Here is a 24,566-nt window from a genome sequence, read left to right as displayed (position 1 = left end):
GATAGGTTTGGTCTTTCGACGGCTCCTCAAGCTCAGCCAGCCGGTTAGTCGATCCTCAAGCCCAGTCCGTAATCATCATCGGAGACCTTCTCCATCCAGGTGACGGCATTTCCATCGAGAGCCTCGGCGACGGCAAAATGGGTCATGGGCTCGCTAGCCGAAGCGCCATGCCAGTGTTTGACCATGGGCGGTATCCAGACGACATCGCCGGGTCCGACCACCTCGACAGGGCCGCCGTCCTTCTGCACCCAGCCCTTGCCGGAAACGATAAACAGTGTCTGGCCAAGCGGATGCGTGTGCCAGGCGGTGCGGGCGCCGGCCGTGAAAGAAACCGTTGCGCCGCTGATCCTGGCCGGCTCATTTCCCCGGTAGTGTCCGGAAACCTGCACTTCGCCGGTGAAATAGTCCGCCGGCCCCGCCGCCGGCGTGGCGTTTGCCCTGGTAATTTGTAGATGCACGGCCGGTTCTCCGGTTTTTGTCGCATGCGCGGAAACTTTGCGGCTTTCGAAGACACGCTGCAGGACCGGCACTGCCGACATGGCGCGCGGCCATCCGGCGTAAAAGGCCGTTTGGGTGACGGCTTCGGAGGCTTCTGCATTGCTCAGGCCGTTGTCCATTGCCCGGTTGGCATGGAACGGCAATTGTTCCGGCTGGCCGATGGCAATCAGCGCCGACATGGTGACGAGGCTCCGGTCGCGCGCCGAGAGGTCCGGCCGCTGCCACAGATCGCCGAAAAGCACGCGGTTGGTCAGGTTGGCAAGTGCTGCGGCCGTGGGAGCGACCGTGGCATTGACGGAAGCCGATCTTGCAGCTTCGGCAACGGCCTGAAGTTCGAGACGGTCCGCGCCGCTGCTGGCAATGGCGCCGATGTTGCGTTCATCGAAGACCTTCTTCGTCTCGGCCACTGCGGAAATCGCGTTCGGCCAGCCGGAATAAAAGGCGAGATGGGTGATCAGTTCGCCGATCTCCTCCGGCGTCACGCCGTTATCGAGCGCGCGGCCGACATGGCCGGCGATCTGGGCCGTTTTTCCGGTCGAGACGATGACCGAAACCGTGACAAGGCTGCGGTCGCGTGGTTTGAGTTCGGTGCGCTCCCAGACTTCGCCGAAAAGCACGTCATCGGTGAAATGGCCAAGGCCGGGCGCCACGTCGTAGACGGCCGGCGGAGCGACGCGCCGCCGTTCCTCCTGCGCCTGCGCACCCGTTGCAGCGAGGGCGGACATGGCGATGCTTGCGGCAATATTCTTCATTTGATTTTCCTCTTTGATCCGGTGTTCGTCTGCGGTTGCCAGCTTAAAGGCCTGTCGCCTTCAGGAGCTGTTCCGGATAGCGCTCACCTTCGATCTGGATGTCTGCCGCAGCCTTTTCGATGACGGCGAGGTCGGCCTGGGTCAGCTCGATATCCACTGATGCAAGGTTTTCCTCAAGGCGATGCAGCTTGGTGGTGCCGGGGATCGGAACGATCCAGGGCTTGCGGGCCAAGAGCCAGGCAAGTGCGATTTGTGCGGGCGTGCCCTCTTTTTCCACCGCGATCGACTTCAAGAGATCGACAAGCGCCTGGTTCTTTGCCATCGCCTGCGGGGTGAAGCGCGGCAGGATCGCCCGAAAATCGCCTTCTCCGAGCTTGGTATCCTTGCTCATCGCACCCGTAAGGAAACCCTTTCCGAGCGGGCTATAGGGAACAAGGCCGATGCCAAGTTCCTCGCAGACGTCCAGAATACCGTTTGTCTCCGGGCCACGCGTCCAAAGCGAATATTCGTTCTGGAGCGTCGTCACCGGCTGGACGGCATGGGCACGGCGGACGGTTTGAGGGCCGGGCTCGGAAAGGCCGAAATGCCGGACCTTGCCGGCAGCGATCAGGTCCTTGACGGCGCCGGCGACATCTTCGATCGGCACGCCCGGATCGACACGGTGTTGGTAGAAGAGGTCGATGACTTCGATCCCGAGACGCTTCAGCGAGGCATCGCAAACGTTGCGGATATGCTCGGGCCTGCTGTTGAGGCCGGACTGCTTGCCATCGGCAATGTTGAAACCGAATTTGGTGGCAATGACGACCTGATCGCGCACCGGCGCCAGGGCCTCCCCGACCATCTCTTCGTTGGTGAACGGGCCGTAGACTTCAGCAGTGTCGAAAAAGGTAACGCCGCGATCGACCGCCTGGCGGATGAGGGCGACGCCCTCCTGCTTCGTGACCTTGCTCGCATAGCCGAAATCCAGCCCCATGCAGCCAAAGCCGATGGCTGAAACTTCCAGGCCGGTTTTGCCGAGAATGCGCTTTTTCATGTCCTGTCTCCATTGATAACGGCGGGGCGCGCCGATACGCGCAAACGATCATCCGCATGTCCTGTTGGGGAACAGCGGGAGATCAATGCGTCGTTAAGAGAAAATAGCCCTGGCGGTCTCATTCGATTAGATGCTAAGTTGTGCATGAACCTATACTTTGGATTCATGAATGAAGCGCGATGAACTGGGCGATCTCATCGCCTTCCTGACGGTGGCGGAGGAGCGCAGCTTCACGCGGGCCGCTGCCCAGCTTGGAACGTCGCAGTCGTCGCTGAGCCACACCGTGCGCCGTATCGAAGAGCGGATGGGGGTGCGGCTTTTGACGCGGACGACGCGCAACGTCGTTCCCACAGAGGCGGGCGAGCAGTTGATGGAGACGCTGCGTCCTGCTTTCAATGATATCCGCAGCCGGATCGATGCGTTGAGCGCGATGCGCCAGAGTCCCGGCGGCACGATCCGGATCACCTCCAGCCGCCATGCGGCCGAGACCATCCTGATGCCTGCCGCAAAAAGGCTGATGGCTGAATATCGGGACGTCAATATCGAGATTTCGATCGACCAGCGGTTCGTTGATCTCGTCGCCGAACGGTATGATGCCGGCGTGCGGCTTGGCGAGAGTATCGAAAAGGACATGATCGCGGTCGCGATCGGCCCGGAGTTGCGCATGATGGTCGCCGGCTCGCCGGTTTATTTCGAGCGCCATCCCAAGCCGCAGACACCGCATGATCTGACGCAGCACAATTGCATCAACCTGCGCCTTCCGACGCTTGGCGGATTATATACATGGGAATTCGAGCGTGACGGCCGTCCGCTCAACGTGCGTGTCAACGGCCAGTTCATCTGCAATGACGTGCCGATGATCATCGATGCTGTGCTGGAAGGGCTGGGTCTCGCTTGTCTTCCCGACGATCATCTTGGCCCATTGGTTGACAAAGGGCGTCTCGTTCCCGTGCTGCAGGATTGGTCTGCGCCATTTCCGGGATATCATCTCTATTATCCGAGCCGCCGGCTGGCATCCCCGGCCTTCGCATTACTGGTCGATGCGCTTCGCCTTCGATAATCCACGCGGTGAAGCTCAACTAGCGATCGTTCGTCTTTCCAGACGGTTTTGCGCGCCTGCACTGGGCGCGCAAACAATTGGACACGGTGCGGATATTGCACCTGAGGTCCGCTAGGACATGATGAGGCCGCCATCCACATTGATGGTCTGGCCGGTGATGTAGACGGCGTCGGGAGATGCAAGGAAAGCGACCAGTGCGCCAACTTCGGCGGGTGTACCGGCCCGGCCCATCGGGATGCCTTCGACCCATTCCGCCATCAGTTCGCCGGGGCCATATTCGCCGAGCATCTGACCCCACACACGGTCGTTGTAATCCCACATCTCGGTATGGATGATGCCAGGGCAAATCGCGTTTGCCGTGATGCCTTCACGCGCGAGTTCTTTCGCAAGGCTCTGGGTCAAGCCGATCACGCCGAATTTCGACGCGGCATAATGCGGCGTGTAGATGAAACCCTGACGGGCCTGGCCCGAGGCGGTGTTGATCAGGCGGCCCTTCGTGCCGCTGGCGCGGAAGCGGCGGACGGCTTCCTGGCAGCACAGGAAGACACCCTTTGTGTTGACGTCGAGATTGAGGTCCCATTCCCGCTCGGTCAGGTTCTCCACCTTGGCAATCGTGATGACGCCGGCATTTTGAACGGAAACCGAAATGGCACCCAGCTTCGCCTCCGTCTCGCCGTAGGCTTCTTTCACGGCTCCCGCATCGGTCACATCAAGGCTGAAGCCGATCACTTCGGCGCCGGTTTCCTGCGCCAGCGCTTCGGCCGCTGTTGGCGTGTCTTTTTCGATTGCGGCAATAGCAATCTTTGCGCCTTCTTCGGCAAAGCGCTTGGCGATGCCGCGGCCGATGCCCTTGTTGCCCCCGGTCACAAATACCGTCTGGCCTGCGAAACGTTTCATGGTCTTTCCTCCATATTGCGCAGCAGGCCGAAGGCTGATCCGGGAATGGATCAGGCCGTGAGCCGTGCCGCTGTGAACTTGTCGGTCACAAGCACATCGATGACGCCCAGTTTCAGGGCGCCGGCGATGGCCTGTGTCTTGGATTCGCCGCCGGCCAAAGCCATGACGCGGTTGGTTTTGCGTAATTCGTCAAGCGAAAGGCCGATAACGCGGTCGTTGAGCGGCGTTTCCACGGGTTTGCCGGCCTTGTCGTAGAAGCGGTAGGAAATCTCGCCAACCGCGCCCGCCTCATGCAGCATCGCCATTTCCTGGCGCGAAAAGGTATTGCCGGAACGCGCCAGGAGTTCCGACGGTTCGACCGCGCCGATCCCGACGATGGCAAGGCTGAGACGGCCAAAAAGGTCCATCGTTTCGCGCACCACCGGGTCTGCAAGCATCACGAGCTTGGCTTCCCGCGAGGAGGTGATGCCTTGCACAAGCAGCAGCCGGGCCTCGCCGCCGGTGAGTTTCGCAAGACGGGCCGTCAGTTGCGTGGCATGGGTCTGCACCGACGAGTCGCCCATGCCGCCGAGAATTTGCACGATATACTTGGCCTTGGCGTTCTTTAGCGGGTGGATATTGTCCACCATGCGCAGGATCGTCTGGCTCCAGCTGGAGACGCCGACGATTTCGTCCTGCTGCAAGGTGACTTCCAGAAAATGGGCGGCGGCTTCACCAATCCGCGCCATGATCGCGCCATCGCGGTCCTCGGAACAATCGATGACAATAGCTTCGGTCAAGCCATATTGATCCCGTAGCGCCGTCTCCAGCTCGGCAAAGGTGCCCGCCGGCGGGATAACTGTGGTGCGCACGATGTCTTCCTGTTCAGCCCGCTTCAGCATCCGCGAAACGGTGGCCTGCGACATGTGCATGGTTTCGGCAATCTCGGCCTGCCGCTTGCCCTCGACATGGTACATCTGAGCAATCCGGGCGATCAGTCGCAACTCGTTGAGCCGTCCCATGGAGATCTCCTACAGTGAATTTTTATTCACTCATAGATGAAGGGCTGGAAACGGTCGAGCGGTAGATTGCATCCTGCCAGACCTGCAAGCGTTCCGGCGTATCCACGGCGCGTGGCGCAATCGGATTGCCGATGCGCGGCAAAGCCGCGATTGCCGCGAGATCGGGCCAGACACCCAGCGACAGTCCGGCAAGATAGGCTGCTCCGAGGGCCGAGGCTTCCGGCGCGTCGCATTGGATGATGGCGTGGTTCAGCGTATCGGCCACGCATTGCATCAGGAAATCATTGCGGCTCGGCCCGCCGTCCGCATAGAGCCGTCCAAGCGGGGCGGGAGATTGCGACGCCATGGCCTTGAAGACGTCGTGGACCTGGAAAGCGATCGAATCCGTCACGGCGCGTGCCATCTGGGCGCGTGTTGTCCCGAAGGTGATGCCCGCAAACAGCGCGCGCGCATCGGAGTGCCAGTAGGGGGCGCCGAGGCCGACAAAGGCGGGCACGAAGCCGGGACCACCGGACTGTGCGGTTGCTGCAAGTTCGGTCAGGGCCTGCACGTCTGGAAGCCCGAGCATCTCGGCCATCCATGGAAGAGATGCTGCGGACACCAAAATATTGCCCTCGAAGGCATAGGTCGGCTTGCCGCCGATCGACCAGGCGATCGTCGTGGTGATGCCTTGCTCGGGCGCAATGAAACGCGGAAGCGTCGTCATGATCGACGAGCCGGTGCCAAAGGTCACCTTGCCGTCGCCGGGATGGAATGCGCCATGTCCAAACAGCGCGGCATGGCTGTCCCCGATGGCTGCGGCAATCGGGATGCCGTCCGCAAGGCCTGGCACATTGCGGGTTACGCCAAACCGGGCGGCGCTGTCGCGGACTTCGGGCAGGCTGGATTTAGGCACGCCAAAGAGAGCGCAGAGTTCGTCACTCCAGACCTGATCGTTCAGATCAAAAAGCTGACTGCGGGCGGCATTGGCTGTGTCGCACGCATGCACCGCGCCATCCGTGAAACAATGGATCAGCCACGCGTCGATCGTGCCGAGCCGGATGTCACGGCCTGAAGGGGCGCGGTCGAGCAGCCAGCGCATCTTCGGGCCGGGGAACATCGGATCGATCGGAAGACCGGTCAATGCTTGCACGCGCGGCGCATGGCCGGCCGCGATCAGTTCGGCACAGGCCGGCGCACTGCGCCGGCATTGCCAGCTGACCACCGGACCAAGCGGTTCGCCCGTAACCGCATCCCATACGGTGACGGATTCGCGCTGGTTGGAAATTGCGATGCCGAGAATGTCGATGGCAGGACCGGCCTGAAGACAGGAGGCAATGGCTTCCTTTACGGATTCCCACACGCGCATCGGGTTTTGCTCGACCCAGCCGGGCTGTGGATGTTCTATCCCAACCGGGGACGATCCACGCGACAGGATTTCGCCGGCTGTGGAGACAAGCACAGCCTTTGAATTCGTGGTGCCCTGGTCGATGGCGAGGATGGCGGTCGTCATGGCGGCTCCGGAAAGCAGGAATTGAGGGCGCGGCCCGGGAGGTCCGGCCGCGCCCGGCACGAACTCGAAACTCTACATCAGGATGCGCGGTTAGACTTGCGTGCAATCAGCGCAATTGCCGCTTCTGCGACGGCTGCGGGGGACATGCCGAATTCGTCGAGCAGGAACTCGGCTGATCCGGTCGGTGCGAAAATGCCGGGTACGCCGAGGATTTTCATGGGCACGGGCGCTTCCGCCACCACAACCTCGGCAATGGCCGAGCCCAAGCCGCCAAAGGTCGAGTGCTCTTCTGCGGTCAGGATTGCGCCGGTCTGATGAGCCGCTGCCACCACGGCATCGATGTCGATCGGCCGAACTGTCGCCATGTTGAGAACGCGCGCTTCGATGCCCTGAGCCGACAGTATTTCGGCGGCTTTCACCATCCGGTGCGTGAGCGTGCCATTGGCAATCAGGGTAATGGCATCGCCGTCCCGCAGCAGGTTTGCCTTGCCGAGTTCGAACGTATGATTGGCCGGCAGCAGATCCGGCACACCGACGCGCGATAGCCGGAGGAATACCGGGCCATCATAACGCGCCGCCCATTCGACCGCCGCCGCCGTCTCGATGGAATCGCAGGGTGCAATAACCGGAAGATTGGGGATGACGCGCGTCCAGGCAAAGTCCTCGATCGAATGGTGCGTCGGGCCGAGTTCGCCGTAAGCCATGCCCGAGGAGATGCCGATCAGCTTCACATTCGCATTGGAATAGGCGATGTCGGCCTTGATCTGTTCCAGCGACCGGCCAGTCAGAAAGCAGGCAGCGCCACATACAAATGGCAGCAGGCCGCCGTTGGCGAGGCCCGCGCCGACACCGACCATGGTCTGTTCGGCGATGCCGACATTGACCAGGCGTTCCGGCCATTTCGACTTGAAATTTCCAAGCTTGGAAGAGCCGACGGAATCGTTGCACACCGCGACGATCTTCGGATTGTCCGCGCCGAGGCGTTCGAGCACGGCCACGAACGCATCGCGGCAATCGTGCAGCTTGGGGGAGTTTGTCACGTCTGTCATCAAAGGGCCTCCGAAAGCTCAGCCACGGCAATCTTGTACTGGTCAGCGTTCGGCACCTTGTGATGCCAATCGACGGTATCCTGCATGAAGGAAATGCCATGACCCTTGTTTGTATGGGCAACGATGCAATGCGGGCGCGAACCGCGCTTTTCGAGAGCCGGAACGATCTCGTTCATGACGTTGCCGTTGATCTCGCTGACATCCCAGCCGAAAGCTGAGAGCTTGGAGGGGAAAGGCGCAAGATTGTTGGTATCTTGCAGCGATGCCCCCTGCTGAAAGCGGTTGTGGTCGATGATCAGCGTGAGATTGTTCAGGCCGAACTGAGCAGCCGACGCGATGGCCTCCCAGTTGGAACCCTCCTGCATCTCGCCGTCGCCGGTCATGACATAGGTGTGATAGGCAGCACCGGTCAGCTTGGCCGCTTTCGCCATGCCGACGGCAACCGGCAGGCCGTGGCCGAGCGGACCAGTATTGGTCTCGACGCCGGGCACCTTATTGCAATTCGGGTGGCCGTTGAGCCGCGAATGCGGCTTTAAAAATGTGCTCACCTCTTCCTCAGGAATAAAGCCCCGTTTGGCGAGTGTCACGTAAAGCGCCAGGGCAACATGGCCTTTGGACAGGACAAACCGGTCCCGCTCCGGGTTCTTCGGCTGATCCGGCCAGATCCGGAGAACGCGGAAATACAGCGCCGTCAGAATGTCGATGGCGGACATTTCCCCGCCGATATGGCCGGCGCCAGCTTCGAAAACCGCTTGCAGATCGCGCAGACGGATCTGTTGAGCGATACGGTCGAGATCGTTCGGCTGCATGAAACCCTCTCAGTGAATAAATATACAGTTGCCTTTATATTTGCATGGACTTCTGGCAAGTCAAGCCAAAACGTGACTGTCATGCCGAAAAATAAGCACTTGATGATGTATTGACAGTCAGATTAATGCCGGTTACGAATTTACACACGTTAGTGAATATTTATGCGTACCGCTGAGCATGCAGCGGTCGGGCTTGGAGGAGAAGCGCTGATGGTGGCGGCAATCAAGGAAAGACGGGCTTTAGCCGGCGGATTGCTTCCGTCCCTGCGTGGGGCGACCGGCCCGCTGATCGGGCTCATCGTGCTCTGCCTTTTCCTCACCTTCGCGACAGACAAGTTCATGTCGGTGCGGAACTTCCTCAACGTGCTCGATCAGATCACCGTGCTTGGCGTCATGGCCGTGGGCATGACGCTGGTCATTCTCATCGGCGGCATCGATCTTGCCGTCGGCTCGGTCATGGCGCTGGCCATGATGGTGCTCGGCTATCTCAATGTTGTGCTCGGTGTGCCGATGCCGCTGGCGATCTCGCTTGCGCTTTGCGCCGCCTCGCTGAACGGATTGATCGCGGGATTATTGATCACGCGATTCAACGTGCCGCCCTTCATTGCGACGCTCGCGATGATGTCGATTGCGCGCGGCATCGCCAACATGATCACCGACGGCCAGCAGATCATCGGTTTTCCCGCCTGGTTCAACATGATGGCCATCGTGCGTTTCGGCGGCTTCGTGACGTTGACGGTTGCCGTGATGGTGGTGGTTTTCATCATTGGCCTTCTCTATCAGCGTTACCGCCATGGAGGCCGGGTACTTTATGCCATCGGCGGAAACCCGGAAGTGGCACGCCTTGCCGGCATCAATGTCCAGCGCGCCACCGTGCTCGTCTATGTGGTGTGCAGCTTGCTCGCCGGCCTTGCCGGCATGGTGCTTGCGGCCCGGCTCGATTCCGTCCAGCCGTCTTCGGGCGTGTCCTATGAACTCGACGCGATTGCGGCGGTCGTGATCGGCGGCACCTCGCTGTCGGGCGGCACCGGCGGCATCGGCGGCACGATCATCGGGGTTCTGATCATCGGCGTGCTGCGCAATGGTCTCAACCTGCTCAGCGTCTCGCCCTTCCTGCAGCAGGTCATCATCGGCGCTGTCATCGTGCTCGCCGTCACGGCGGAAACCTACCGCAAGCGCAAATAGGAATTTCATCTCGCTGCGGGAGTGCGGCGAGGTGGTGAAAACGGTTCGCAATGGTGCGGGCCGGCAAAAAGGACGGTGGCGCCTGCGAGGGCAGGGGATCACCGGGTAACTTGGAGGAGAAACCATGAAACTGTCCAAAATTCTTTTGGCGGCAACCGCTGCCTCGCTGCTGGCCCTGCCGGCAAGTGCTGCCGAAATCAAGAAAATCGGTCTTGCCGTTCCCAATCTCCAGGCTGACTTCTTCAACCAGATCAAGCTGGGCGTCGAAAAGCATGCCAAGGAAAAGGGCATCGAGGTGGTCGTGGTCGATGCGAAGAACGATACCAACACACAGGTCAGCCAGGTGCAGGACCTGATGACGCAGGATATCGACGCCTTCATCTATATCCCGGCCGGTGCCGCCGCCGCCGCCGTTCCGACGCGCCTTGCCCGCGAAGCCGGAATTCCCGTTATCAATGTCGATCGCACGCCCGAAGGCGCGCCAGGTGATACGTTCATCGCCGGCGAAAGCGTCGAGTCTGCTTATGAAGTCTGCAAATACATCATCGGCAAGGCTGGCGGCGCCGGCAAGATGGCGATCATCCATGGCCAGAAAGGCACGACGCCGGAAGTCGATCGCTTCACCGGCTGCAAGCGCGCCATCGACGAGAACAAGGGCGTCGAGCTCGTCGATCAGCAATGGAGCAATATGTGGTCGGCGGACGAGGGTTTCTCGATCGCGCAGAACATGCTGCAGGCAAACCCGGAAATCACGATCATCTTCGGCCAGGCCGATGGTCTTGCCATGGGTGCAGCCAAGGCTGTCGATGTCGCCAACCTCTCCGACAAGGTGATCATCGGTGGTTATGACGGCGACGTCTCGGCGCTGGAATATCTCGCCAAATGCAAGGGCCCGTATATTGCAACGGCGACCCAGAGCACGCAGAAAATGGGTGTCCTGGCTGTCGAATCCGCGATCGCTGTTGCTGCCGGCCAGAAGGTCGAAGAGCGCCAGACCCCGAATGCGGTTCTGACAACCTGCGAAAATGCGCCGGAATTCGTCAAGAACCATCCGTAATCCGTTCTGATGCGAAAGGCAGCGCCATGACGACCCGCTCTCCCATCCTCTCGCTCCGTGGGGTCCAGAAATCCTACGGTCCGATCAAGGTTCTCCACGGTGTCGATCTCGATATCTACGCGGGAGAGGTCGTGGCGCTGCTTGGCGAAAACGGGGCGGGAAAATCCACCCTGTCGAACATTATCTCAGGCACCGTTCAACCGTCTGCCGGAGAGATGACCTGGTCGGGGGCAGCCTATGCTCCCGCCTCCCCCCGCGCCGCCATGGATGAGGGCGTGGGCATGATCCACCAGGAGCTGAAACTGCTTCCCAAACTGTCCATTGCCGAAAATGTTTTCGTCGGCCGCTATCCGATGAAGGCCGGCCGCATCGATCGTGCCGGCATGGAAGAGCGTGCCAGAAGCGGCCTGAAGAGACTGGGTCTCGACGTCTCGCCCGACCGGCTCGTCGAGGGCTTGTCGACTGGAAAGCAGCAGCTAATCGAGATTGCCAAAGCTCTGACGCTGAATGCGCGTCTCCTCATTCTCGACGAACCGACGGCCGCACTTGGCGGCGAGGAAACCCAGCTTCTGTTCCAGCAAATCGAGCGGTTGAAGGCAGACGGGGTCGGCATCATCTATATCTCGCATCGTCTTGAAGAAATCCGTCAGATTGCCGACCGCATCGTCGTCATGCGGGACGGCGCGAAAGTGCAGGAGTTCGACACCGGCAATGTTCCGATCCGCACCATTGTCGAGGCGATGGTCGGGCGCTCGCTGGAGCGTATGTTCCCCGCTCTTCCAGCCCCGTCGGACCATGTCGCGCTTGAGGTTCGCGGGCTCTCTTCGCCCTCCAATACGTTCCGCAATATCAATTTCTCGGTTCGCAAGGGCGAAGTGTTCGGCATTGCCGGCCTGATGGGTGCCGGGCGCACCGAGCTGGTACGTGCCATCACCGGAGCCGATCCCATCTCCGCAGGCGAGGTCCTGCTGCATGGAAAGCCGGTGACGCCGCGATCGCCGATCGATGCGATCCGCAACGGCATCGTTCTCGTCCCGGAGGATCGCAAGCTGCAGGGCGTGGTGCTCGAGCATTCCATCGCGGAAAATATTGCCTATGCCAATCTCGGTGAAATCTCCCGCAACGGCTGGATATCGTCGCGCCGTATTCGCGAATTTGCCGATGAATTCATCAAGCGGTTCGGCGTCAAGGGGCGCGGCGGACAAAATGCCGGTGAACTTTCAGGCGGCAACCAGCAGAAGGTGGTGCTGGCAAAATGGCTGGCGCGAAAGCCGCAGGTCGTGGTGCTGGACGAACCGACGCGCGGCATCGATGTCGGCGCGCGCTCATCCATCTATGACCTTATTATGGATCTCGCACGCGGGGGCGTTGCGGTGATCGTGGTCAGCTCTGACCTTGAGGAGGTGCTGGGCGTCTCCAGCCGCGTCATGGTCATGGCCCAGGGAAAACAAGCCGGCATCCTGAACCGCGAAGACGCCAACGACGTCTCGGTCATGGAACTGGCGACCATTTAAAGAGGAAATGCTCAATGTCTGATATCCAGCTCGACGCGCCAAAACTGTTTAATCTTTCCGGAAATGTTGCAGTAGTGACAGGCGCGGGCAGCGGTATCGGGCAGCGGATCGCCATGGGGCTCGCCCAATGCGGCGCAGATGTCGCGCTTCTCGACCGCCGCACGGACGATGGCCTGGCAACGACTGCCGATTTCATTGCGCGGACAGGACGCCGCAGCATCCAGATCGCTGCCGACGTCACCAGCAGTGCGGCATTGATCGACGCGGTGGCGCGTACCGAAGTGGAGCTCGGGTCCCTGACACTGGCCGTCAATGCCGCCGGTATTGCCAATGCCAATCCGGCGGAGGAAATGGAGGAAGACCAGTTCCAAACGATGATGGACATCAACCTGAAAGGCGTATTTCTGTCCTGCCAGGCGCAAGCGCGCGCGATGCTGAAATCCGGCCGGGGCTCGATCGTCAACATCGCCTCCATGTCCGGCGTCATCGTCAATCGCGGGCTGAACCAGTGCCATTACAATGCCTCAAAGGCCGGCGTCATCCACATGACCAAATCAATGGCGATGGAATGGGTCGATCGCGGCATCCGCGTCAATACGATCAGCCCCGGCTACACGGCGACGCCGATGAACACCCGGCCTGAAATGGTGCATCAGACGAAATCGTTCGAAGAACAGACACCGATGCAGCGCATGGCCAATGTCGATGAAATGGTCGGCCCCGCCGTATTCCTCTTGTCAAACGCCTCAAGCTACGTCACCGGCGTCGATCTGCTCGTCGATGGTGGCTTCTGCTGCTGGTGATGGCGATGCGCATCTCATGAACGGCTTCCTTTGCTGTGGGAGCGCCTTCCCGACACGTCTTAGAACGTCGCGCCATTCCTGGCGAAGCCTCCAGCAGGCCCGGTAAAGTATAGGCTTCTTCTTGCGTCAAAGGCGGGATAGGAGTCTGAAACCGGTTACCCGCAGGGCGCTAAGATTTCAAAGGTTACGGTATGGTTCGGCCGAACTATCAGGATATCGCTCGCGTTGCCGGCGTGGGCACGGCAACTGTCGAACGGGTGCTGAACGGGCGCGGGGGCGTTCGTTCTGAACTCGTTGAGAAGGTGACCTTGGCAGCGCGGACATTGAATTATCCACGGATCCTTCCGGATGCCTACCACAGACTGATGCGGATCGAGGTCTTGATGGTCCGGCCGGAAACGACCTTTTACCGGCGGCTTTCGCAGGCATTTGAGAGCATTGCCGGCACCCTCGACCCCTTCGTGGTGGTCCAGCGCAGTTTTACGGATGAGATGAATCCGGACGAGATAGCCAAGCGCATCCTATCGACGGATAGCACGCGCGCTGGTCTCATCCTCGCAGTTCCCAATAGTCCCAAGATCAATGCAGCTGTGGCAGCGGTCGCTGGCCGGGGTGTTCCCATCGTCCATGTGGTGACCCGGGCGTCGGAAACAAACGGGGAGTTCGTCGGGATCAACAATTATGCAGCGGGACGCACTGCAGCCCATTTCATAATGCGAATGGCGAGACAGTCCGGTCCGGTGATCGGGCTTTGCCATCCGATCTACCAGGTTCACCGCGAGCGCATGCGCGGATTTTCCGATTATTTTCGCGACCACCCCGGCGATGTGAGTTTCGACTGGGTCGGCTTCAGCCGCGACGAGGAGCAATATAGCAAGACGTCGCTGTCCTATGCGCTTGAAAAATATCCGAACCTTGTCGGCCTATACAATGCCGGTGGCGCCAACTCGGCGCTCATCGATCTCCTGCGGCGCGAAAAGCGCGGCCGTGACATCCTGTTCATCGCTCACGAGTTGACCGACTACACCAGTGCGGCCTTGCGCGACGGTATTGTTGATGTGGTTCTCGATCAAGCGCCGGAAGCGCAGGCGCAGCGCGCACTTGATTGGATACTCTTCCGTATCGGCTTGACGAAGATCGAGCCCGATCCCAGCCCCATCCGGTTCATCACGATAACCCCTGAAGGCCTCTGATCTAATCTGATCAATGAAGTCTTCGGCGTTTGTAGCTCCACCTGCTAATCAGGGGGTAGGGAGGAGACGTTCACTCGTAACATCCGGCAAAGCGCCATTCGCTCCTTCAATTGAAAGCTTCGTGTGAACGCGCAAACGGCGGTTTGATGCAGGGAGAGCACTGATGGACGATCTGAAATACGGGAAGCGTAACAAACGCGGTGATTGGGCGCCGAACGAGCCGGTGCAATATGCACCCTTGTTTCAGTTCCCAACGCGGTTCTTGGCAATCCTCAAATGGCTGCCGCATTATTTCTTTCCCTGGAACATGATTTTTGCTGCCTCGGCAGTGGCCTATTGGGCCTGGATCATCCCGCCGGTCGAGACCATGAGGACGCTCGGCATTGGCTGGATTGCCTGGCTTTATGCCGTCAATGCCGTTTGTGTCTTCCTGTTTTACGGCGCATTCGAACTGCATCTTTACGTGCTGAAGCGGCAGGAAAACCGGTTTAAATACAACGGAAAATTCCCATCGGAGCATAAAAGCCGCGCGTTCTGGTTCGAAAACCAGAACAAGGACAACATCCTGCGCACATTCCTGTCTGGAGTGACCATCTGGACCGCGATCGAGGCCAGCATGCTCTGGGCCTATGCCAATGGATATGCACCGTGGCTCACCCTGGCCGAAAATCCCTGGACGTTGGCTTTGGTGGCGCTTGTCGTCCCGATCATCCACGAATTTCACTTCTTCTGCGTTCACCGGCTGATCCACACGCCGCTGCTCTATAAGTGGGTGCACTCGGTTCATCACAACTCGGTCAATCCGTCACCATGGTCGTCGCTGTCGATGCATCCGGTTGAGCATCTGCTCTATTTCGGAACCGCATTCTATCACCTCATCCTGCCGTCCAACCCGATCATCATGCTCTATCAGCTGCACTATGCAGGCTTTGGCGCAATTCCCGGCCATGTCGGCTTCGACAAGGTCGAGGTGGGCGAGGAGAAGCTGGTCGATAGCCACGCCTATGCGCATTACCTGCATCACAAATATTTTGAAGTGAACTACGGCGATGCGCTGATCCCACTCGATAAGTGGTTTGGCACCTGGCATGACGGCTCGCCGCAAGGCGAAGCGCAGATGCAGGAGCGCTATCGCAAGCGCAAAGAAAAGCTGGCAGCCAGCAAGGCCCGCAGTGCGGCCGGGGAGGCTGTAGAATGAGCTGGGTTTCAGCCTCCGACGGTGCTCGTCCTATCACCGCAAAGCATATCGGCGTTTGCGGCAATTTCGCAACCTTCAGATCGCCTTTGAAGCTCAAACAAAGTGACGTTGCCTTCAACCAGGCCGTCTCGCCAGCGCTTGACGCAACCGCAAAATGATGATTGGATAAGTGGATACAAAAATCACTTTGGTCCATGACATGTCTTCAAGCTTCAGCCATCCAGCGTCCGCCGCGACTGCGGAAGAGGAGGCCTATCGTCATATTCAGCAGAAGTTGCGCCTTGGCCGTTACAAGGCAGGCGAGCGGCTGATACCGGAAGAGATCGCGGCCGAGATCGGCATGAGCCGCATGCCGGTGCGCGAGGCTTTCCGCCGGCTTGCGTCGGATGGCCTGGTGGTGCTGCGGCCCAACCGGGGCTGTATCGTCGCCGGCCTGACGCTTGATGAATTATACGAGGCTTTCGAGATGCGCTCGGTGCTGGAGGGGCTCGCGGTCCGTCTGGCCATGCCGCGGATCGACGAGGATGTGCTTGACGAGCTTGAGCGTCTGCTCGATCGCATGGAGCGTGCGGGCCAGAGCCACAGTAGCGACTGGGTTGTTCGCCATCAGGAGTTTCACGGCCGGATTTATGCGCTCAGCGGACGGCCGAAACTTACCCATCAGATCTCCGCCCTGCACGCGGTGATCGAACCCTATATGCGCATCTGGTTCGATTACATCGACAAGCCCCTGTCTGCACGCGAGGAACACGCGGCTTTGATCGTCGCGTTGCGATCGGGCGACGTGCAGCACGCCGAGCAGGTGATGCGGGAGCATATTCTCGGCACGGCACCGATGCTGGCCGATTTTGCAAGTCCGAACCGGCGCTGACGCCGGCCGGTAACATCGCCCGTAGCCGGGAAAATATCCGGCGCGGGCAGGGGAACCGCCGTTCAACGGCATGAGAGAAAGAGGAATGTCCATGATGATCCGTCACATGGCCGCGCTTGCGGCTGCCTTCAGCATGCTTGGATTTGCCACCGCCGTTTCCGCGCAGGAGACCCCGATCACCATCGCCACAGAAGGCGCCTATGCGCCCTGGAATTTCACCACCGCCGACGGCAAGCTCGATGGCCTCGAAGTCGAACTTGCCAATGATCTGTGTGCCCGGATGAAGGTTCAATGCACCATTGTCGCGCAGGACTGGGATGGCCTGATCCCCTCGCTGACGGTCGGCAAATTCGACGTGATCATGGCGAGCATGTTCATTACGCCGAAACGGCTGGAAACCATCGATTTTACCCAGCCCTATGCCGTTGACCCTTCAGGCTTTGCGGTGGCCAAGGACAGCGATCTCGGCAAGCTTGGCCTGTCTGCGGAAAAGTTCAAGCTGGACGGCGGCGCCGGCTCCATCGCGGCGATCGAAAAACTCAAGCCTCTATTGAAGGGCAAGATTGTCGGTGTGCAGGCCGCAACGACCAATCTCGAATTCCTGAAAGAATACTTCGCCGATACGGTGGAAATCCGTGAGTATAAGACGACCGAACAGCACGATCTCGATCTTTCCGCCGGCCGGATCGATGCGCTGTTTGCCCAGCAGACAGCACTTGCTGCAACGCTCGCAAAGGCCGAATTTTCCGGTTTCACCGTGGCCGGTCCGGGCTTCGTCGGCGGTGTCTTCGGCCTTGGCACAGGGGCCGGGCTGCGCAAGGAGGACACCAAGCTGAAAGAGATGCTGAATGGCGCCATCGACGCAGCGATTGCCGACGGCACGATCAAGCGCATTTCGGAGAAATGGGTGAAGACGGACGTGACACCGGTCAAGTAGGTGCGGACAGGCCCTTTCCGGCGGGTGCCCGCCTGCCGGATGGGGTGCAACGAAGCTTGGAGCGCGCATGATCGATACAATGCATATCCTTGGTTTTGGTGATGGCGGCTGGGGTGCTGCCCTGTTGACGGCCGCAGGCGTAACCCTTGCCCTGTCGGTCCTGGGCTTTCTGCTCGGCGCCGTTTTCGGGGCCTTGGCGAGTGCGGCGCGGCTGTCATCGTCAAAGGTTTGCGCGTGGCTTGCGGGTGCCTATGGCACGATTTTTCGCGGCGTGCCGGATCTCCTGACGATCTATCTGCTGTATTATGGCGGCAGCGTCGCGCTCACGGCGGTGAGCCGGGCCTTTGGCAGCGCCGGTTTCGTCGGCCTGCCGGCCTTTGCCACCGGCGTGTTGGCCATCGCCATCATCTCCGGAGCCTACCAGGCTGAAGTCTATCGTGGCGCCTATCAGGCGATCGACAATGGCCAATTCGACGCCTGCAATGCGCTTGGTCTCGCCCGGTTGCAGGCGCTGCGCCTGGTGCTCTTGCCGCAACTGCTGCGCCATGCGCTTCCGGGCCTTGGCAATGTCTGGCAGTTGGTGCTGAAGGATTCAGCCCTGATCTCTGTCATCGGTCTTGTCGAATTGATGCGGCAGGCACAGATCGGCGCGGGATCGACGCGCGAACCGTTCGTCTTCTATATCGCGGCCGCCGTACTCTACTTCGTCATTGCCGGTGTGACTGGCCTGGTCTTCCGCCTCAGTGAAGCGCGGGTCTGGCGGGGAACGGCATCCGCATGAGCGAATTCGGCTTCTTCGTCTCGATCATTCCTGCCCTGCTCGCCGGCCTGCCACTGACATTGCAGCTTGCCGGCACGTCGCTGGCACTGGGTTTCGGGATCGCCTTGGCGCTGGCGCTGGCCCAGCAGGGCGGCCACAGCGTAATCGTCTGGCCTATCCGCAGCTTCGTGGCGGTCTTTCGTGGCACGCCGCTCCTCGTGCAGATTTTCCTGATCTATTACGGTCTTGGCCAGTTCCGTCCCTCGCTCCAGGCAATCGGTCTCTGGGGCTTGATCCGGGAACCCTATTGGTGCGCGATCATTGCGCTGACCCTCAACACCGCCGCCTATGGCAGCGAGATCCTGCGCGGCGCTATTCGCAGCGTACCGGTTGGGCTCGTCGAGGCTGCGACCGCATTCGGCATGTCGCGGGTGATGACGCTCAGGCTCGTCGTGCTGCCGCTGGCGCTGCGGCAGGCGATACCGGCATATGGCAACGAAATCATCCTGATGGTCAAGGGAACATCGCTCGCGTCCATCATCACGCTCATGGAGGTGACGGGGATCGCACAAGGTCTGATTTCTCAAACCTACCGCGCCATGGAAGTCTTCGTGGCAGCCGGTGCGATCTACATTTCCATCAATTTTGTCATCATCCGGGCGCTGAACGCGCTCGAACTGCGGCTCACACCTTATCGAACCCGTTCGTAACAGGCGTGCGCCGGACTATTCTGCAGGGAGAGAACAATATGCGCAATTTCGAAAAGCCGACACGATCCGTGGCAGTGTCCCGTCATGCGATGGCGGCGACATCGCACCCATCCGCGACATTGACGGCTTTGCAGATCATGGAGGCCGGCGGAAATGCGATGGACGCCGCCATTGCCGCCTGCGCCGTTCAGTGCGCCGTCGAGCCGGGCTCAACGGGCATCGGCGGCGATTGCTTCGTGCTCTTTGCGCCGAACGGTTCCGATCAGGTCGTCGCCTATAATGGCTCCGGCCGCACACCGGCTGCGTTGACGCTCGACTGGTTCAACGAGCGCGGCCTTGCGCAGGTCCCTCGCCAGTCCGCCGCAGCCGTGACGATCCCTGGCGCGATCGATGCCTGGACACGGCTCCATGCGGATCATGGCCGGCTTCCGCTCGCCGATGTTCTCGCGCCGGCGATCGAGTTCGCTGAGGAGGGCTATGCGATCTCGCCGCGTGTCCACCGCGACTGGTCGCGGGAGGTGGACCTGCTTTCGGCCGATCCGACCGCCGCACGTATCTTTCTGCCTGGAGGACGGGCGCCGAAGATTGGCGAAGTTCATCGCCAGCCGGAACTTGCCGGAACGCTGAAGCGTATCGGAAACGAAGGGCGCGACGGCTTTTACACAGGACCGGTGGCGCAGGACATGGTCGCCTATCTCAACGGGCTGGGCGGGCTTCACACGCTGGAGGATTTTGCCACGGCGGCTGGACACTATGTGACGCCTGTCACCACGGAATTTCGCGGCTACACGGTGCACGAATGCCCGCCCAACGGCCAGGGCATTATCGCGCTCCTGATCCTCAACATCCTCAGCCGCTTTGAGGCCAAGGGCGATCCGCAATCGCCCGACCGGCTGCACATCGAAATCGAAGCGACGCGGCTTGCCTATGCTGCGCGTGATGCCTGGCTGGCCGATCCGGAGAAAGCGGATGTGCCCGTCGACGAAATATTGTCGGATGCACTGGCCGACAAGCTGGCAGCCATGATCGATCTGCGCCGCGCACGCACCGACCTGCCGTCCTTCGATATGCCGCTGCACCGGGACACGGTCTATATTTCTGTCGTCGACCGGGATCGCAACGCCGTCAGCCTCATCAACTCGGTCTTCGACAGTTTCGGCACCGGGCTGGTGGCGCCGCGCTCGGGCGTATTGCTGCACAATCGGGGCCAGAGCTTTTCGCTGACACCCGGCCACCCCAACGTGATCGCACCATTGAAGCGGCCGCTGCACACAATCATTCCCGGCATGGTGACACGCGGCGGCCGGGTCGAAATGCCCTTCGGCGTCATGGGCGGCTACTACCAGGCAATGGGCCACGCGCATCTGATCTCGAAGCTGTTCGATTACGGCATGGACATCCAGGAAGCCATCGACCTGCCACGGCTGATTCCCACATCCAACGGCACGGTCGTCGAAGCCGAACACACGCTCCCGGACGCAACCGCCGCCGAACTCACGCGGCGCGGCTTTGTCATCGCCGCAGCCGAAGACCCAATCGGCGGTGCACAGGCCATCCGCATTGACTGGGACAACGGAACGCTGACCGGCGGATCGGAATCGCGAAAGGACGGGATTGCGCTCGGGCTTTGATTGTTTCTGCACTGCGTATTGCGGTTGGTTGAACTGTCGCCCGATTTTAGGACGCTTCAGCGACGCAAAGCTGTATCCCAGCCTCATTTGCGGTCTCAGCATATCGGGCGGACCAGAAGGGTTTGGCGACAAGCAGAGAGTGATTGCCCGGACAGTCAGTTTTTCCCCTCGAATGTCCTCCACCCTCCCGCAGAGAGTGGAGAAGTATCGATGCGTTAAAGCCGGGACAAGCCCTTCAGGACAACGATCTACTCCGCAGCCTGCAGCCGCTGAACCCGCGTTGCCGCCGTCCTGCGGGCAGCGCCGAGGCCGAGATTTTCGCGCAGCGTGCGGCCTTCGTATTCTGTGCGAAACAGGCCCCGCCTGCGCAGTTCCGGGACGACCAAAGCAATGAAATCGTCGAGGCCCTGCGGCAGTGTTGGCGGCATGATGTTGAAGCCGTCGGCGCCATTGTTTAAGAAGCGATCCTCGAGCTGATCGGCAATATCCTCTGCGGTGCCGACCACCTGCCAGTGGCCGCGTGCGCCGGCGATGCGTTTGGCAAGCTGGTTGATCGTCAGATTATCGCGCCGGGCAATGTCGAACAACAGGTGCTGCCGGCTCTTGCCGCCGTTGGTTTCGGGCAGTTCGGGAACCGGGCCATCCAGCGGATAGGCTGACAGATCAAACCCGCCGATCATGTCCGAAAGCAGGCGGATCCCGACAGCCGGATGGATCAGCTCCTGCATTTCCTCGAATTTCTCCTGCGCTTCCGCGCGGCTGCGGCCGATCACGGGGAAGATGCCGGGCATGACCTTCAGTTCGTCCGGCTCCCGCCCGTACTTGGCCATGCGCCCCTTGAGATCAGCGTAGAAAGCTTGAGCTTCTGCGAGGGTGTTTTGCGCTGTAAAGACCACCTCCGCCGTGCGTGCCGCCAGTTCCTTGCCCGGTTCGGAAGAGCCAGCCTGCACGATGACGGGCTGCCCTTGGAGAGAGCGGCCGACATTGAGGGGGCCTGCGACAGAGAAATGCGTGCCGGAATGGTTTGCGGCATGGAGCTTGCTGGGATCGTAGAATATCCCGCCTTCCTTGTCGTGGACGAAGGCATCATCCTCAAAACTGTTCCAGAGCTTGATGACGAGGTCGATGAATTCCTCGGCGCGGTCGTAACGTTTGGCGTGGAGAAGATGCGGCGCGGTGCTGTAATTGCGCGCCTCGACCTCCGTATTGGAGGTGACGAGGTTCCAGGCCGCGCGTCCGTCGCTCAAAACATCCAGCGAGGCGAATTTGCGGGCGAGCGTGTAGGGGTCGTTGAAGGTTGTCGAAACGGTGGCCGTCAGGCCGATCCGCTCGGTCACGGCGGCGAGGCCTGCCAGCAGCGTGATCGGCTCGAAGAAGGCCGCGCGTGCGGACCGGGAGCCGGTTTCAGGACTTGTATCCTTGACCGCCAGATTGTCGTCGAGAAACAGAAGATCGAACTTTGCCGCTTCGGCCTTGCGGGCGATATCGGCATAGGCGCGGAAATTGGAGCCGAGATCGGCGGTGGCGCTACTGTGCCTCCATGCCGCGACATGATGGCCGGGAGACATCAGGAAAGCGCCGAGCTTCAATTGGGGGCGGTGTGTCATGCGTCTTGCCTCGTGCATTGGCCGGTTGTTTCAAAAACGGCGGGTTCGCTTGCCTGGCGTGTCCCGGCATCGACGCCGAGAAGCCTGAGAACCTCGTCGCGCAGGTCAATGAAGTCCCGGCTCGAGCGGTCCCGCCGCGCTTTTTCCGGAATGTTGAGGATGGTGGCGATCCGGCCGGGATGCGGCTGCATGACGACGATCCGGTGGCCGAGATGCACGGCCTCATCGACATCATGGGTCACGAGCAGGGCGGTCGTGTTTTCATGCTCGACGATCCGCTTCAGTTCGTCCTGCAGCTTGAGGCGTGTCAGCGCATCCAGCGCGCCGAGCGGTTCGTCGAGCAAAAGAAAGCGCGGACGATTGACCAGCGCGCGGGCGATGGCCACGCGCTGGGCCATGCCGCCCGAGAGCTGCGCGGGGTAGGCCTTTGCGAACTGCGTCAAGCCGACAAGGCCGATATGCTCGCGCACCGTCGCCTGCTTTTGCGCCCGTGAAAGCGGGCTACGGCGCAGGGCGGCGGCGATATTGGCCTCGACGGTGAGCCAGGGCAGCAGCCGGTGATCCTGAAAGACGATGGAGCGGTCAAGACCCGGCCGGAGAACCCGGGCGCCATCGACGAGCAGATCACCGCTAAAGTCGAGATCAAGCCCGAGGATCAGGCGCAGCAAAGTGGATTTGCCGCAGCCGGACGCGCCGACGATCGTGACGAATTCGCCGGATTTGATCGAAAGGTCTATTCCCTCCAGCACTTTCAGCGTGCGCCCGGCGACGGTAAAGCTCTTGTTGAGCGCACGTATCTGCAGTGCCGGAGCCGCCGCCTGAAATGCGGATGCGTGAGATATCTGATTCATCGCGTTCGTCTCCTGAGGATCCATGTCTCTAGCCAAAGGGCGGAGCTATTATAGAAAAGGCCGATCCCGGCCAGCACGATGATCCCGAGAAACAGCAGGTCCATCTCAAACAGCTGGCTGGCTTCGTTGAGGCGTCCGCCGATGCCGGGCGTGACATTGAGGAACAGTTCCGAGCCGAGCGTGGCGAGCCAGGCATAGATCAGTCCGGAATGAAGGCCGGTAAAGATCGCGGGCAAGGCGCCGGGCAGCGCGACCAGGCGGGCAAAATCGAGGCGGCTGAACAGCAGCACGGCTGAGAGCTCCCGGTAAGCCGCAGGAAGGTCACGCACGCCGCGCCATGTGTTGATGACGACGGGCTGAAAGGCGGCGACGGCAATAAAAGCGATCTTTCCGGCTTCGGCACCGCCGAACCAGACAGAGATGAGCGGCACCCAGGCAAACAGCGCGATCTGGCGGAATGCCAGCAGCGTCGGTCCGACGATCCGCTCTGCCGTGCGCGAGAAACCGAGCACAAGGCCGAGAAACAGGCCAGCCGAGGCGCCGATGGCAAAACCGGTGAGGTTCCGGCGCAGGCTCTCCGCGACATCGAACGCAAGCGTTCCTGTCGTCAGTTCCGTTGCCGCACGGCTGGCAACTGAGCCTGGAGAGGGTAGAAAACGCGGATCGACCCATCCGAACCGCGACGCTGCCAGCCAGAAAAGCAGGGCGATGCCGAAGGCCGCGAAAGGACGCCAGTAGTGCGTGATGTTAGACAGACGGTGGAACGGTGAGGTTTCAGCGCGCATGGGCAGCGTCCGGCTTCCACGGCTGCACGAACCGCTCCAGATATTCCAGCGATGCGTTGAGAAGCAGTCCGATAGCGGCGATGATGATCATCGCGGCGATGACGATTTCCAGCTGGAAGAGCTGGCGTCCCCAGACCATGAGATAACCGAGGCCCTCGAATGAGGCGAACAGTTCGACGATCACCAGGTTTTGCCAGGCGGACGCCAGTCCCTCGCGGATGCCGGTAAACAGCAATGGCAGGGACGCAGGCAGGACGATGGTGAAGAAGCGCTGGAGCGGCGTGAAATCGAGAACGCGTCCCAGTTCCAGCAGTTTCGGCGAAACGTTGGTGATGGCGCGTGTGGTCGCCAGAATGACCGGGATGGCGGTCGACCAGGCGATGCTCACATATTTCAGTTCCTCGTCAATGCCGATGAACAGCACGAGAAGCGGCAGCCAGGCCAGCATGTTCACCTGGGCGATCGCGGTGAAGACCGGCCAGATGAAAGCTCTGATACGGGGGAGGAGACCGAGAGCTGCGCCGATGGCAAGGCCCGCAAGTGCGCCAACAGAAAAGCCTGCGGCCACACGCCAAAGGCTGCGCAGCGTATGATCGATGAGCGATCCGTCATTCCAGAGTTCAACCAGAGTTGCCCAGACCACCTGGGGCGCCGGCAGGATCTGTTGCGGAAGCCAGCCGAAGCGCGACGCGCTTTCCCAGGCGAGCAGCAGGACAAGCGGCAGCGACAGGCCGTAGGCAATATCGGTCAGCACCGCCGGAACGACGATGGATCGCCGCTCCACGGGCGGGTCGGCGGAAACAGTCAGGGTCATCTGTCATCCTCTTGCGGAAAGGCTGCTCTTGCGAAAAATCCGGCTTTTACGAAAGAGCC

23 protein-coding genes are annotated in these 24,566 nt (G+C 60.7%); 12 read left to right on the top strand and 11 right to left on the bottom strand.

Features of this window, described 5'->3' with window-relative positions; genetic code table 11:
• Positions 1 to 44: 44 nt before the first annotated feature.
• Together PYR65_RS24690 and PYR65_RS24685 are read right to left on the bottom strand one after the other, a co-directional pair.
• Positions 45 to 1,250 carry a (R)-mandelonitrile lyase gene (locus tag PYR65_RS24690; RefSeq protein WP_276121373.1) on the bottom strand — a complete coding sequence of 402 codons (1,206 nt, stop codon included), beginning with the start codon at positions 1,248 to 1,250 and terminating at the stop codon, positions 45 to 47.
• A 43-nt stretch (positions 1,251 to 1,293) separates the two neighbouring features.
• Entirely contained in the window at positions 1,294 to 2,283 is a 990-nt protein-coding gene (locus PYR65_RS24685) for an aldo/keto reductase (RefSeq protein ID WP_276121372.1), read from the bottom strand.
• Positions 2,284 to 2,452: 169 nt separating this feature from the next.
• Here PYR65_RS24685 and PYR65_RS24680 point away from each other — a divergent pair, with 169 nt between their 5' ends.
• Entirely contained in the window at positions 2,453 to 3,343 is an 891-nt protein-coding gene (locus PYR65_RS24680) for a LysR family transcriptional regulator (protein WP_276121371.1), read from the top strand.
• A gap of 111 nt (positions 3,344 to 3,454) precedes the next feature.
• Here the strand turns inward: PYR65_RS24680 and PYR65_RS24675 are convergent, their stop codons facing one another.
• The 5 genes from PYR65_RS24675 to PYR65_RS24655 form a co-directional block, all read right to left on the bottom strand.
• On the bottom strand, positions 3,455 to 4,240 hold the full coding sequence (locus tag PYR65_RS24675; RefSeq protein WP_276121370.1) for an SDR family oxidoreductase: 786 nt from the start codon (positions 4,238 to 4,240) through the stop codon (positions 3,455 to 3,457).
• A gap of 50 nt (positions 4,241 to 4,290) precedes the next feature.
• Positions 4,291 to 5,241, bottom strand: coding sequence for a sugar-binding transcriptional regulator (locus PYR65_RS24670; RefSeq protein WP_276121369.1), 951 nt, complete (start codon positions 5,239 to 5,241; stop codon positions 4,291 to 4,293).
• A gap of 22 nt (positions 5,242 to 5,263) precedes the next feature.
• On the bottom strand, positions 5,264 to 6,733 hold the full coding sequence (locus PYR65_RS24665; RefSeq protein WP_276121368.1) for an FGGY family carbohydrate kinase: 1,470 nt from the start codon (positions 6,731 to 6,733) through the stop codon (positions 5,264 to 5,266).
• A gap of 77 nt (positions 6,734 to 6,810) precedes the next feature.
• On the bottom strand, positions 6,811 to 7,782 hold the full coding sequence (locus PYR65_RS24660; RefSeq protein ID WP_060637418.1) for a transketolase family protein: 972 nt from the start codon (positions 7,780 to 7,782) through the stop codon (positions 6,811 to 6,813).
• Positions 7,782 to 8,591 (bottom strand): transketolase, encoded by an 810-nt coding sequence (locus PYR65_RS24655; RefSeq protein ID WP_060637417.1) that lies wholly within the window; start codon positions 8,589 to 8,591, stop codon positions 7,782 to 7,784. The genes PYR65_RS24660 and PYR65_RS24655 overlap by 1 nt, the downstream gene beginning before the upstream one ends.
• Positions 8,592 to 8,801: 210 nt before the next feature.
• On the opposite strand from PYR65_RS24655, the gene PYR65_RS24650 reads away from it, so the two are divergent.
• The 11 genes from PYR65_RS24650 to ggt all read left to right on the top strand — a co-directional run bounded on the left by PYR65_RS24650 (position 8,802) and on the right by ggt (position 20,450).
• Positions 8,802 to 9,776: an ABC transporter permease gene (locus tag PYR65_RS24650; protein WP_276121814.1), complete on the top strand. Its 975-nt coding sequence runs from the start codon at positions 8,802 to 8,804 to the stop codon at positions 9,774 to 9,776.
• A 124-nt stretch (positions 9,777 to 9,900) separates the two neighbouring features.
• Positions 9,901 to 10,833, top strand: a complete 933-nt coding sequence (locus tag PYR65_RS24645; protein WP_060637415.1) for a substrate-binding domain-containing protein — start codon at positions 9,901 to 9,903, stop codon at positions 10,831 to 10,833.
• A gap of 26 nt (positions 10,834 to 10,859) precedes the next feature.
• Positions 10,860 to 12,347 carry a sugar ABC transporter ATP-binding protein gene (locus PYR65_RS24640; RefSeq protein WP_276121367.1) on the top strand — a complete coding sequence of 496 codons (1,488 nt, stop codon included), beginning with the start codon at positions 10,860 to 10,862 and terminating at the stop codon, positions 12,345 to 12,347.
• A 14-nt stretch (positions 12,348 to 12,361) separates the two neighbouring features.
• The gene (locus PYR65_RS24635) at positions 12,362 to 13,150 is read left to right on the top strand and encodes an SDR family oxidoreductase (RefSeq protein ID WP_276121366.1); all 789 of its coding nucleotides are present in this window, start codon (positions 12,362 to 12,364) and stop codon (positions 13,148 to 13,150) included.
• 191 nt (positions 13,151 to 13,341) lie between these two features.
• Entirely contained in the window at positions 13,342 to 14,343 is a 1,002-nt protein-coding gene (locus tag PYR65_RS24630) for a LacI family DNA-binding transcriptional regulator (protein ID WP_276121365.1), read from the top strand.
• A gap of 163 nt (positions 14,344 to 14,506) precedes the next feature.
• The gene (locus PYR65_RS24625) at positions 14,507 to 15,541 is read left to right on the top strand and encodes a sterol desaturase family protein (RefSeq protein WP_276121364.1); all 1,035 of its coding nucleotides are present in this window, start codon (positions 14,507 to 14,509) and stop codon (positions 15,539 to 15,541) included.
• Between the two features lie 199 nt (positions 15,542 to 15,740).
• Positions 15,741 to 16,412: a GntR family transcriptional regulator gene (locus tag PYR65_RS24620; protein WP_276121363.1), complete on the top strand. Its 672-nt coding sequence runs from the start codon at positions 15,741 to 15,743 to the stop codon at positions 16,410 to 16,412.
• A gap of 91 nt (positions 16,413 to 16,503) precedes the next feature.
• Positions 16,504 to 17,349 (top strand): transporter substrate-binding domain-containing protein, encoded by an 846-nt coding sequence (locus tag PYR65_RS24615; RefSeq protein ID WP_276121362.1) that lies wholly within the window; start codon positions 16,504 to 16,506, stop codon positions 17,347 to 17,349.
• A 67-nt stretch (positions 17,350 to 17,416) separates the two neighbouring features.
• Complete coding sequence (locus PYR65_RS24610; RefSeq protein WP_276121361.1) at positions 17,417 to 18,130, top strand: ABC transporter permease; 714 nt, start codon at positions 17,417 to 17,419, stop codon at positions 18,128 to 18,130.
• Positions 18,127 to 18,819 (top strand): ABC transporter permease, encoded by a 693-nt coding sequence (locus tag PYR65_RS24605; protein WP_276121360.1) that lies wholly within the window; start codon positions 18,127 to 18,129, stop codon positions 18,817 to 18,819. The genes PYR65_RS24610 and PYR65_RS24605 overlap by 4 nt, the downstream gene beginning before the upstream one ends.
• 38 nt (positions 18,820 to 18,857) lie before the next feature.
• Positions 18,858 to 20,450: a gamma-glutamyltransferase gene (gene ggt / locus PYR65_RS24600; protein ID WP_276121359.1), complete on the top strand. Its 1,593-nt coding sequence runs from the start codon at positions 18,858 to 18,860 to the stop codon at positions 20,448 to 20,450.
• A 248-nt stretch (positions 20,451 to 20,698) separates the two neighbouring features.
• Here ggt and PYR65_RS24595 read toward each other — a convergent pair whose 3' ends face one another.
• Genes PYR65_RS24595 through PYR65_RS24580 form a run of 4 tightly spaced genes read right to left on the bottom strand, consistent with a single transcriptional unit; the run spans position 20,699 to position 24,507 of the window.
• Positions 20,699 to 22,057, bottom strand: a complete 1,359-nt coding sequence (locus tag PYR65_RS24595; protein ID WP_276121358.1) for an LLM class flavin-dependent oxidoreductase — start codon at positions 22,055 to 22,057, stop codon at positions 20,699 to 20,701.
• Positions 22,054 to 22,908 (bottom strand): ABC transporter ATP-binding protein, encoded by an 855-nt coding sequence (locus PYR65_RS24590; RefSeq protein ID WP_276121357.1) that lies wholly within the window; start codon positions 22,906 to 22,908, stop codon positions 22,054 to 22,056. The genes PYR65_RS24595 and PYR65_RS24590 overlap by 4 nt, the downstream gene beginning before the upstream one ends.
• Positions 22,905 to 23,693: an ABC transporter permease gene (locus PYR65_RS24585; RefSeq protein ID WP_276121356.1), complete on the bottom strand. Its 789-nt coding sequence runs from the start codon at positions 23,691 to 23,693 to the stop codon at positions 22,905 to 22,907. Before PYR65_RS24585 ends, PYR65_RS24590 begins: the two co-directional genes overlap by 4 nt.
• The gene (locus tag PYR65_RS24580; RefSeq protein ID WP_276121355.1) at positions 23,683 to 24,507 is read right to left on the bottom strand and encodes an ABC transporter permease; all 825 of its coding nucleotides are present in this window, start codon (positions 24,505 to 24,507) and stop codon (positions 23,683 to 23,685) included. Before PYR65_RS24580 ends, PYR65_RS24585 begins: the two co-directional genes overlap by 11 nt.
• Positions 24,508 to 24,566: the final 59 nt, after the last annotated feature.

This window comes from Pararhizobium qamdonense (assembly GCF_029277445.1).
Classification (GTDB): domain Bacteria; phylum Pseudomonadota; class Alphaproteobacteria; order Rhizobiales; family Rhizobiaceae; genus Pararhizobium; species Pararhizobium qamdonense.
Note: the sequence above shows the minus strand (reverse complement) of the source record. Positions and strands in the feature narration are given on the sequence as shown.

Bases quoted from the DNA above. Each gene is read 5' to 3' on its own strand.
- PYR65_RS24670 (WP_276121369.1), bottom strand. From the start codon at position 5,241: ATGGGACGGCTCAACGAGTTGCGACTGATCGCCCGGATTGCTCAGATG.
- PYR65_RS24630 (WP_276121365.1), top strand. From the start codon at position 13,342: ATGGTTCGGCCGAACTATCAGGATATCGCTCGCGTTGCCGGCGTGGGC.
- PYR65_RS24690 (WP_276121373.1), bottom strand. From the start codon at position 1,250: ATGAAGAATATTGCCGCAAGCATCGCCATGTCCGCCCTCGCTGCAACG.
- PYR65_RS24640 (WP_276121367.1), top strand. From the start codon at position 10,860: ATGACGACCCGCTCTCCCATCCTCTCGCTCCGTGGGGTCCAGAAATCC.
- PYR65_RS24580 (WP_276121355.1), bottom strand. From the start codon at position 24,507: ATGACCCTGACTGTTTCCGCCGACCCGCCCGTGGAGCGGCGATCCATC.
- PYR65_RS24675 (WP_276121370.1), bottom strand. From the start codon at position 4,240: ATGAAACGTTTCGCAGGCCAGACGGTATTTGTGACCGGGGGCAACAAG.
- PYR65_RS24620 (WP_276121363.1), top strand. From the start codon at position 15,741: ATGTCTTCAAGCTTCAGCCATCCAGCGTCCGCCGCGACTGCGGAAGAG.
- PYR65_RS24685 (WP_276121372.1), bottom strand. From the start codon at position 2,283: ATGAAAAAGCGCATTCTCGGCAAAACCGGCCTGGAAGTTTCAGCCATC.
- PYR65_RS24605 (WP_276121360.1), top strand. From the start codon at position 18,127: ATGAGCGAATTCGGCTTCTTCGTCTCGATCATTCCTGCCCTGCTCGCC.
- PYR65_RS24645 (WP_060637415.1), top strand. From the start codon at position 9,901: ATGAAACTGTCCAAAATTCTTTTGGCGGCAACCGCTGCCTCGCTGCTG.
- PYR65_RS24660 (WP_060637418.1), bottom strand. From the start codon at position 7,782: ATGACAGACGTGACAAACTCCCCCAAGCTGCACGATTGCCGCGATGCG.
- PYR65_RS24615 (WP_276121362.1), top strand. From the start codon at position 16,504: ATGATGATCCGTCACATGGCCGCGCTTGCGGCTGCCTTCAGCATGCTT.
- PYR65_RS24680 (WP_276121371.1), top strand. From the start codon at position 2,453: ATGAAGCGCGATGAACTGGGCGATCTCATCGCCTTCCTGACGGTGGCG.
- PYR65_RS24655 (WP_060637417.1), bottom strand. From the start codon at position 8,591: ATGCAGCCGAACGATCTCGACCGTATCGCTCAACAGATCCGTCTGCGC.
- PYR65_RS24650 (WP_276121814.1), top strand. From the start codon at position 8,802: ATGGTGGCGGCAATCAAGGAAAGACGGGCTTTAGCCGGCGGATTGCTT.
- PYR65_RS24590 (WP_276121357.1), bottom strand. From the start codon at position 22,908: ATGAATCAGATATCTCACGCATCCGCATTTCAGGCGGCGGCTCCGGCA.
- PYR65_RS24595 (WP_276121358.1), bottom strand. From the start codon at position 22,057: ATGACACACCGCCCCCAATTGAAGCTCGGCGCTTTCCTGATGTCTCCC.
- PYR65_RS24625 (WP_276121364.1), top strand. From the start codon at position 14,507: ATGGACGATCTGAAATACGGGAAGCGTAACAAACGCGGTGATTGGGCG.
- PYR65_RS24585 (WP_276121356.1), bottom strand. From the start codon at position 23,693: ATGCGCGCTGAAACCTCACCGTTCCACCGTCTGTCTAACATCACGCAC.
- PYR65_RS24665 (WP_276121368.1), bottom strand. From the start codon at position 6,733: ATGACGACCGCCATCCTCGCCATCGACCAGGGCACCACGAATTCAAAG.
- ggt (WP_276121359.1), top strand. From the start codon at position 18,858: ATGCGCAATTTCGAAAAGCCGACACGATCCGTGGCAGTGTCCCGTCAT.
- PYR65_RS24635 (WP_276121366.1), top strand. From the start codon at position 12,362: ATGTCTGATATCCAGCTCGACGCGCCAAAACTGTTTAATCTTTCCGGA.
- PYR65_RS24610 (WP_276121361.1), top strand. From the start codon at position 17,417: ATGATCGATACAATGCATATCCTTGGTTTTGGTGATGGCGGCTGGGGT.